The sequence below is a fragment of the Sphingobium phenoxybenzoativorans genome, from assembly GCF_001757355.1.
Lineage (GTDB): Bacteria > Pseudomonadota > Alphaproteobacteria > Sphingomonadales > Sphingomonadaceae > Sphingobium > Sphingobium phenoxybenzoativorans.
In genome coordinates, this window is sequence record NZ_MINO01000111.1 from 1 (window position 1) to 8,300 (window position 8,300).

The 8,300-nt window shown below is 65.6% G+C and carries 6 protein-coding genes and 2 pseudogenes; 1 reads left to right on the top strand and 7 read right to left on the bottom strand.

What is annotated here, in order from left to right:
- From BHQ40_RS23120 to BHQ40_RS23150, 7 genes and pseudogenes are all read right to left on the bottom strand, one after another.
- Positions 1-2,121 (bottom strand): annotated as a pseudogene (locus BHQ40_RS23120) (MG2 domain-containing protein); the annotation flags it as partial.
- 447 nt (positions 2,122-2,568) lie between these two features.
- The gene (locus BHQ40_RS23125; protein ID WP_070158097.1) at positions 2,569-3,438 is read right to left on the bottom strand and encodes a D-amino-acid transaminase; all 870 of its coding nucleotides are present in this window, start codon (positions 3,436-3,438) and stop codon (positions 2,569-2,571) included.
- Positions 3,435-4,970: an RNA polymerase factor sigma-54 gene (gene rpoN, locus BHQ40_RS23130; RefSeq protein WP_070158098.1), complete on the bottom strand. Its 1,536-nt coding sequence runs from the start codon at positions 4,968-4,970 to the stop codon at positions 3,435-3,437. The genes BHQ40_RS23125 and rpoN overlap by 4 nt, the downstream gene beginning before the upstream one ends.
- Positions 4,971-5,015: 45 nt before the next feature.
- Entirely contained in the window at positions 5,016-5,792 is a 777-nt protein-coding gene (gene lptB / locus BHQ40_RS23135) for an LPS export ABC transporter ATP-binding protein (protein ID WP_070158102.1), read from the bottom strand.
- Positions 5,793-5,950: 158 nt separating this feature from the next.
- Positions 5,951-6,514: an LptA/OstA family protein gene (locus tag BHQ40_RS23140; protein ID WP_070158099.1), complete on the bottom strand. Its 564-nt coding sequence runs from the start codon at positions 6,512-6,514 to the stop codon at positions 5,951-5,953.
- 2 nt (positions 6,515-6,516) lie between these two features.
- Positions 6,517-7,161, bottom strand: coding sequence for an LPS export ABC transporter periplasmic protein LptC (locus tag BHQ40_RS23145; protein ID WP_070158100.1), 645 nt, complete (start codon positions 7,159-7,161; stop codon positions 6,517-6,519).
- Positions 7,162-7,177: 16 nt separating this feature from the next.
- On the bottom strand, positions 7,178-7,795 hold the full coding sequence (locus BHQ40_RS23150) for a ribonuclease D (protein WP_070158101.1): 618 nt from the start codon (positions 7,793-7,795) through the stop codon (positions 7,178-7,180).
- 307 nt (positions 7,796-8,102) lie between these two features.
- Here BHQ40_RS23150 and BHQ40_RS26375 point away from each other — a divergent pair.
- A pseudogene (locus BHQ40_RS26375) lies at positions 8,103-8,300 on the top strand (cold-shock protein); the annotation flags it as partial.

The window sequence follows — 8,300 nt, forward strand, 5'->3', positions numbered from 1 at the left end:
CCAGACATTCTCGCCGATCCCGTCCCGGCCGATCGACAGCGGCATGTCGAACTGCGTGTCCGACCCGCGATGCGACAGGCGCAGCGTGCCCTTCAACTCGCCCGCCAGCGTGAAGCCCGTCGCCACCGGACGGCGGAGAATATGCTTCATGTTGACCGTCTCGCCCGCGCGGATCAGCGTGCGGTCGAATATGGTGTGGACGATATCGTCGCGCGCCGACCAGCCATAGGGCAGGTCGAAATCATAGGGGCGGATGCCCTGCCCCCAGTCGGTGAGCGTAAAGCTGTAATCGTCCCCGCTGCGCGCCGACACCATCAGGACATGGGTGTCGCCGTCGCAATTGCCGTAGGTTTCCGGCTCCGGCAGGCCGGACTTGATGAACAGCCGCCCCTGCCCATCGCTGCGCCCGGCGGCGAATTGCTGGCCGGTGCAGCTATCGGTCACGCGCACATCCGCGCCCGCCACCGGCTTGCCGCTGTCCAGCGAAGTCACCCAGGCGAGCGAGCCTTGCCGCCCCCATTTGAAATGCACCGCCATGTTGGTGACCAGCGCGCCCGCCGCCACATAGCGCGGCTGGTCACGCCCCAGCAGCGCGCGGCCCAGCGTCGGGCTGGCCAGCTCGACGACATAGAATCCGGGTTTGGTCAGCGGAATGCCGACCACCTCGAACTGCTTGCCGCCGCCCGGCAGGGTCAGCTTCATCGCGCTGCCCTTGCCCTCCAGAAGCGATTGCGTGCCGGTATAGTTGACGCTTTTCGTCCCACCCTTGCCGTCCGGCTCGTCGCGATAATCATCGTCGTCGGCGTCATCCAGCTTGCGCAGCCATTCGGCCACATCCTTGTCGGCATTGGGGACCCGCATACTCGCCCCGCCGATCGACGAAACCCGCCGCGCCAGTTGCGGTTCGACCGCGCGCACCGTGACGGGCAGGACGCCGCCTTCCTTCTCCTCGACAATGCCGAAGGGCGCGGCGAACTTCACCAGCGGCGGCATATGGTCGAACGCGACCTTCAGCGGGAATCGCTCGGCATTTTCCAGCGCCCGGCCGCTGAAATCCTTCACATCCTTGGGCAGTATGATCTGCGCGCTCACCGCTTCGGGGAACGGCCCCTTGAAGGTGATGTCGGAAATCTCCTGCGCGCTCTTGTCATCGTCTCCGAAGGTCGGTGTGCGGCTCGACCCGTCCGGCAAGGTCAGGCGGATCGCCTCCGCCGTGGCGCGGGGGATGGGCGCGGCGAAGCGGACATAGCTGTCCTGCACCGGGTTGCACCCCGCGCGCGGATTGACGCGCGGGCATTCGAAGCGCGCCGTGAACGCCTTGCGCACGGTAAAGTCGAACCGCTGGTCGCGCCCGGCCTGCTTGCCATGCGCGTCGGCGATATGGGCGTCCCACACCAGCGCCATGTCGCGGCCCGGCGGCAGCGGACGGCGGCACTTGACCGCCAGCACCCGCGACAAAGTGTTTGCTCGGTCCGCTTGTGTCGCGGACAGTTTCATCGGCAGCCCGGCATTCTCCAGGAAATTGCGCAGATACCAGTTATTGTCGCCCAGCCCGGTCAATATCTGCTCGGACACCTTGCCCGGCAGCACGTCCAGCGCGATCCGCTCGCCCACGCCGTCGACCGCGCAATAGCCATAGGCGCCCACCGACCGCAGGTCCGCCGCGACATTGGTGGCGACCAGGAACACCTGTCCCTCCTCGATGTCGCCATAGCCGCCCGCCAGCACCGCCCGCGCGGACGGGCCGCCGGTGTCGATGGTGAAGCTGCGCGTGCCGCCAATCGCGACGCCGCGCGCGCTCGCCAGATTGTCACGCAAGGATACCGTGCAGGTGAGGCCGCCGGGCAGCGCGCGTTCAAATTCAAAGACATAGGTTTGCTGGTCGGCCCAGCGTCCGGTGGCCGGAACCGGGCATTCCAGCTTCGCGGGGGCGGTCGCGCGCGGATCGCCCAGCGGCACCATCGCCTCGGAAAAGCGCAGCGTGAACCGCTCGATCGCGCCGCTGCGCGGGTCGCCCGATCCGGGCACCGCCAGCGTCACCTGCGGCGCGACGTCGCTGACGGCGGCCACGGGGAGCAGCGCCAGCATCGTCACCAGCAGCAGCCTGAAAAAGCGCGTCATGCCCGTCTCCCCATCTCCTGCCGCCTTTGTGCGCGCTCTGGCGATTGCAAGCCAGATGAAATCATCCGGCGGCGCGGAAATCGCGGTCATGCCTGACGGGCGGGGTTGTTTCGTAGCGTGTTGGAAGTGTCGACTTCGTTGGAACGCGAAAATCCAGATAATGATTTTATATCAATAGTTTAGTATGATTTTATGGCTCCATCAAAATGACCGCATACCGTCGCATTCGCCCGCGCATCTTTGGACACCGAGAGCGCTGAATAAGAACAGCGTGCTCCTGCGCAGGCAGGAGCCCAGTCCCGCCCTCCGATCTGGACTCCTGCCTGCGCAGGAGCACGAGGCGTTGCGAACAAATCAGCACTATTTCCCATCCGTTCACCCTGAGCGAAGTCACTTCGCTCCGCTCAGCAGAAGGCTTCGACTTCGCTCAGCCCGAACGGCGTTGGATTACCTACAAGACGCCCCAACACCCCGCGCCACAGCGATATACAGCTCCCGCAACCGCCCCGCGACCGGTCCCGGCGTGCCGCCGCCCACCGCCTGCCCGTCAATCTCCACAACCGGCAGCACGAAGGTCGAGGCGCTGGTGATGAACGCCTCCTTCGCCGCCAATGCCTCCGCGACACTGAACGCCCGCCGCTCCAGCCCGATGCCCTGCTCCGCCGCCAGCGCCCGCACCGCCGCGCCGGTACAGCCCGGCAGCACCGCATGCGAATCCGGCCGCGTCACCAGCACATCCTCCGCCGTCAGGATGAACGCCGTCGATGATGCGCCCTCCGTCACCAGCCCATCCTCGACCATCCACGCCTCCTGGCACCCGGCGGCGGCGGCCTCCCGCTTCGCCAGCACCTGCGCCAGCAGGGCGGTGCTCTTGATGTCCCGCCGCGCCCAGCGCAGGTCGGGCATCGTCCTGACCCTGATGCCGCTGCGCGCCGCCGGAACGTCGATCAGCGCCTTGTGCTGTACGAACATCACCAGCGTCGGCGGGGTATCCTCGGCGGGCAGGAAATCCCGCCCGGCTTCCGTCCCGCGCGTCAACTGCACATAGACCAGCCCGCCATCCATGGCGTTCCGCCGCACCAGCTCCGCCTGTACCGCCGCCACCTCGTCCAGCGTGATCGGCAGCGCGATGCCCAGCTCCCCTGCCGACCTTGCCATGCGCGCGAGGTGTGCGTCATTGTCGATCAGCCGCCCATCCAGCACCGCGGCGACTTCATAAATGCCGTCCGCGAACAGGAATCCCCGGTCCAGCACCGAAACCCGCGTCTCGGCGAGCGGCAGATACTGTCCATTGAGGTAAGCGATTGCCTCGCTCATGCCGCGCGGCTGCCGAGCAGCTTCTGCCGCCGCCGCTGCACCGACGATCCGATGCCCATCGCCTCGCGATATTTCGCCACTGTCCGCCGGGCGATATCGAACCCCTTCTCGCGCAGCATGTCGACCAGCGTGTCGTCGGACAGGATTTTCTTCGGGTCCTCGGCCCCGATCAGCGCCTTGATCTGGCTTTTCACCGCCTCGGCCGACACCGCCTCGCCGCCGTCCGCCGACTGGATCGAGCTGGTGAAGAAATATTTCAGCTCATACAGCCCGCGCGCGCAGGACAGATATTTGTTCGACGTCACCCGGCTGACGGTCGACTCATGCATTTCGATCGCGTCGGCGACCATGCGCAGAGTCAGAGGGCGGAGATGGGCGACGCCCTTGCGGAAAAATTCCTCCTGCTGCTTCACGATCTCGCTCGCCACCTTGATGATCGTTTTCTGCCGCTGGTCCAGCGCCTTCACCAGCCAGTTGGCGCTCGCCAGGCAATCGGCCAGCCACGCCTTCGACGCCTTGTCATGCGCCCCGCCCGCCAGCTCGACATAGTAGCTGCGGTTGACCAGAACGCGCGGCAGGGTGGCGGTGTTGATCTCGATCGCCCAGCCATCCCCTCTCGGCGCAACGAACAGGTCGGGCACGACGGCGGGCGCGCTCTCGCCGGAAAAGCGCAGGCCCGGCTTGGGGTCGTATCCGCGCAGTTCCTGGATCATGTCGGCCATATCCTCCTCATCCACGCCGCAGATGCGGCGCAGGTGCGGCAGCGCGCCCTTGGCCAATATGTCCAGATTGTCGAGCAGCCGCGCCATGCACGGGTCGTAACGGTCGGCCTCCTTCGCCTGGATCGCCAGGCATTCGGACAGGCTGCGCGCGCCGACACCGGACGGGTCGAATGTCTGGATCACCGCCAGCACCCGCTCCACCTCGGCCAGCGGCACCTTCAGGTCATAGGCGGTCTGCAACAGGTCCGCCTCCAGATAGCCGGCATCGTCGATCTGCCCGATCAACTGCCCCGCAATCACCAGGTCCATGCCGGACAGTTTCGCCCCCGCCTGCGCCAGCAGATGCTCGTGCAGGCCACCTTCGGGGTTGGCGAAGCTGTCGAAATCCGGGCCATCCTCGCTATAGCCGCCGCCCGATTCCATCCCGCCCGATCCAAGGCTGCGCTCGGCGCTCGCGATCCGGTCGCCCGGCCCGTCGTCGATGAAGGTCTCGGCGGAATAATCGACGTCCAGCGGGCTGTCCGCCGCGCCCATGCCCTGTGCGATCAGGGCGTCGGCCCCGCCTTCCTCTGCCTGCACGGCCAGTTCGCCATTGCCTGCGTCATAGTCGAAATCGGGCAGGTCGGACATCGGCCCGTCCTCGCCGCCCGCCGCCGGAGCCTCCAGCAACGGATTCTTCTCCAGCTCCCCGGAAATGAAGGTCTCGATCTCCAGATTGGACAGCGCAAGCAGGCGGATCGCCTGCTGCAACTGCGGCGTCATCACCAGCGACTGGCTTTGCCGGATATCGAGGCGGGGGCCGAGCGCCATCGGCTAAAGCATCAACAGGGCGTGGGAGGATGCCCGGCCATCATCTCAAAGCGAGAAGCTCTCGCCCAGATAGAGGCGGCGGACATCCGCATTGGCGACCAGTTCGGTCGGGCTTCCGGCGAACAGCACCCGGCCGTCATAGATGATGCAGGCGCGGTCGACGATCTCCAGCGTCTCGCGGACATTATGATCAGTGATCAGCACGCCGATGCCGCGCGTCTTGAGCTGTCTCACAAGGTCGCGAATATCGGCGATCGACAGGGGGTCGATGCCCGCAAACGGTTCGTCCAGCAGCACGATGGACGGGCTGGCCGCCAGCGCGCGGGCGATTTCGCACCGCCGCCGCTCACCGCCGGACAGCGCCATTGCCGACGCCTCGCGCAGCCGCGTCAGGCCGAATTCCTCCAGCAACTGCTCCAGCCGCTCCGCCCGCGCGGCGGCGTTGGGTTCCGCCAGCTCCAGCACGGCGCTGATATTCTGTTCGACCGTCAGGCCGCGAAAGATCGACGTTTCCTGCGGCAGATAGCCGATGCCCAGGATCGCGCGGCGGTACATGGGCAGCGCCGTGATGTCCGCGCCGTCCAGCAATATGCGCCCGCTGTCCGGTTTCACCAGCCCCATGATCGAATAGAAACAGGTGGTCTTGCCCGCGCCGTTCGGCCCCAGCAGCCCGACGACCTCGCCCTTCGCCACGGTCAGCGACACGTCCGCCAGCACGCTGCGCCGTTCATAGCTTTTGGCGATGGAAATCACTGACAGGCCGTCGCTCACCTCCTGCGGGATAGGCGTCGCATGTCTGTCCAGTGTGTCGATATCGCTCATCACCATTCCCTTGCTGACGATATTCCGAACGGTGGAAGTTCGAAGGCCGCGTCGGCTGGCCTAATTTGGCTGGCCCCAATTTGGCAAGCTTTGTGCATGGGGGAAAGCCCCGGACGCGAATTTAATATGATTATTCCCGAATTCCGGGCCTTTGGGCGCTATTGGGGCGTGCGCTGCGGTACGCTGAACGTGCCGGAAACGCGGCCTGACGAGCTGGACGACGGACCGGCCGCCGACCGGCCGTCCACAGTGGAGCGGCCGGATGTCAGGTCGATGACCAGCCTGCCGCCGGTCAGCCGGTTGGACCCCTGGTTCAGCTCGACATTGCCCAGCATGGTGATCAGGCGGCGGTTGAGGTCATATATGGCGACATTGCCCCGCGCCGTTTCATTGCCCTTCACCACCACGACATTGCCGGATGCGTCGATGCGGTCGACCGTCACATTGCTGGTCGCCGATCCGCCAGCGGGGTTGGACGTCTTGGCGTTGGGATCGTTGCGATAGGCGACCGTCATGCGCGCGGCGTTCAGGGTCAGCCCCGCCTGGTCGACCTCCACCTTGCCGGACAGGACGACGCGGTCGGACCGGTCCTGCACCTCGATGCGGTCGGCGCTGAAATTCACCGGCGCATTGCTGTTGTGATTCTTCATGATCTGCGCGGACGCCGCGCTGCCCGCAACCAGCGCGGACCCGACCAGGAGGAGGGAGAGAGAACGGTTCATCTTCAGCGCCCTTTGAGGCCATTTTGTTCTATGCGCAAGCGCGCGCGGCCGTTCAGCGTCACCGTCCGCCCGGCCATGTCGGCTTCCAGATGGTCGGCGGTGAAGGTCCCCACCGGCATCCGGCCGTCCACCTGGCCCTGGCTGCGCAGCGTGCGCGCTTTCAGGTCGATATTCACGTCGCGGGTCGTCAGGCGATAGCCGCCTGCGGACTGGAACTGCACCGGTCCGTCGACAGCGACCTTCTCCGTCTGCATGTCGTAACGCCCGCGCCGCGCGTCAAGCACCGCCGGGCCATCCGACAGCAGGATGCGCGCGGACATTTCGTTCAGGTCGACGACGGGCACCGCCGATGTTTTCTGGACGGCCGATCCGGCGCGCAGGGAAAAGGGCTGCCCCTTGCTGTCCTCGCCGCGATACAGCGCCTCGGTCACACGCATGCGCTCCTTGGCGACTTCGACCTTCTTCTTGTCGAGGACGAAGCTGACCTCGCCGCTGCTGGAGAATGGCGCGACGGCCAGGAAGGCGGAAAGGACGCCGATTCCCACCGGCAGTGCGCCCTTCAGGAACGTCACCAGCCGGTCGTGGCTGCCGCCGGGCAGCGCCCAGTGCTGGCGCGCGCTTCGCTGCTGTTCCGCCTGGAGGGACACGGGCTGCGTCTTGTCCTTACATATGGGCGAAGATGTCGGCTTCCGGCCATCCGGCCAGATCGAGCATCGCGCGGTGGGGCAGGAAATCGAAACAGGCCTGGGCCAGCTCGGCGCGGCCCTCGCGCGCCAGGCGGCGGTCCAGCTCCTCTTTCAGCAGGTGGAGGTAGCGCACGTCCGACGCGGCATAATCCTTCTGCGCGTCGGACAGCACTGGCGCCCCCCAGTCGGAACTTTGCTGCTGCTTGCTGATGTCCTGGCCCAGCAATTCGCGCACCAGTTCCTTCAGGCCGTGCCGGTCGGTATAGGTGCGGATCAGGCGGGAGGCGATCTTGGTGCAATAGACCGGCGCCGTCAGCACGCCCAGATAATGCTGGAGCGCCGCGATGTCGAACCGGCCGAAATGGAACAGCTTCAACCGGTTCGGATCGGTCATGATGGCTTTCAGGCGCGGCGCGTCATAGGCGCTTCCGGGCGAGAATCGGACAAGATGCTCGTCGCCCTTGCCGTCGCTGATCTGTACGACGCACAGGCGGTCGCGCGGCGTGATCAGGCCCATTGTTTCGGTATCCACGGCGACGGAGCCTTCCGTCAGGACGCCTTCGGGCAGATCTTCTTCATGGAAATAGACTGTCATCCTCTTCCCTTAGAGGGCCGAGCGTGACAACTCAATGAACCGTTTTCGGCAGGATCGGCGCGGTATCGGCGCAGGATCGGGGCTGAGCCCGCGTCCGCCGCATCGTCCGCCGCCCGTGCGGCAGATCGTCCGGGGCAGCCAAAACATAAGGCAACACTGGGAAAATTGCGGAAAATCATTCGCTCTTGACTGGAAAGCCGTCTATACTGATTCTCAAACCGTATTCTGCGGCGGATTCTTCATGTCTTTTCGTCCGACATGGTTATCCGGATTTTTCGGCGGGCGAAGCGAAAGTGACTAACAGGGCATGAGTTTTGACAGAGGTCGCCGCGGACGCGGCAAGGACAAGCGGGACGGTTTCGGCGACGAGAGTTTCTATTCCGATCAGGGCGGCGGCGGCGGTGGTTTCCGCGGCGGCGGCTTTGGCGATCGTGGCGGTTTCGGCGGCGGTTTTGGTGACCGCGGCGGTGGTGGCGGCTTCGGCGGCGGCGGTGGTTTCCGCGGC

What these genes read in the sequence shown, in the direction of transcription:
- BHQ40_RS23125 (WP_070158097.1), bottom strand. Translation starts at nt 3,438, where the DNA reads ATGAGCGAGGCAATCGCTTACCTCAATGGACAGTATCTGCCGCTCGCC.
- BHQ40_RS23140 (WP_070158099.1), bottom strand. Translation starts at nt 6,514, where the DNA reads ATGAACCGTTCTCTCTCCCTCCTCCTGGTCGGGTCCGCGCTGGTTGCG.
- rpoN (WP_070158098.1), bottom strand. Translation starts at nt 4,970, where the DNA reads ATGGCGCTCGGCCCCCGCCTCGATATCCGGCAAAGCCAGTCGCTGGTG.
- BHQ40_RS23150 (WP_070158101.1), bottom strand. Translation starts at nt 7,795, where the DNA reads ATGACAGTCTATTTCCATGAAGAAGATCTGCCCGAAGGCGTCCTGACG.
- lptB (WP_070158102.1), bottom strand. Translation starts at nt 5,792, where the DNA reads ATGAGCGATATCGACACACTGGACAGACATGCGACGCCTATCCCGCAG.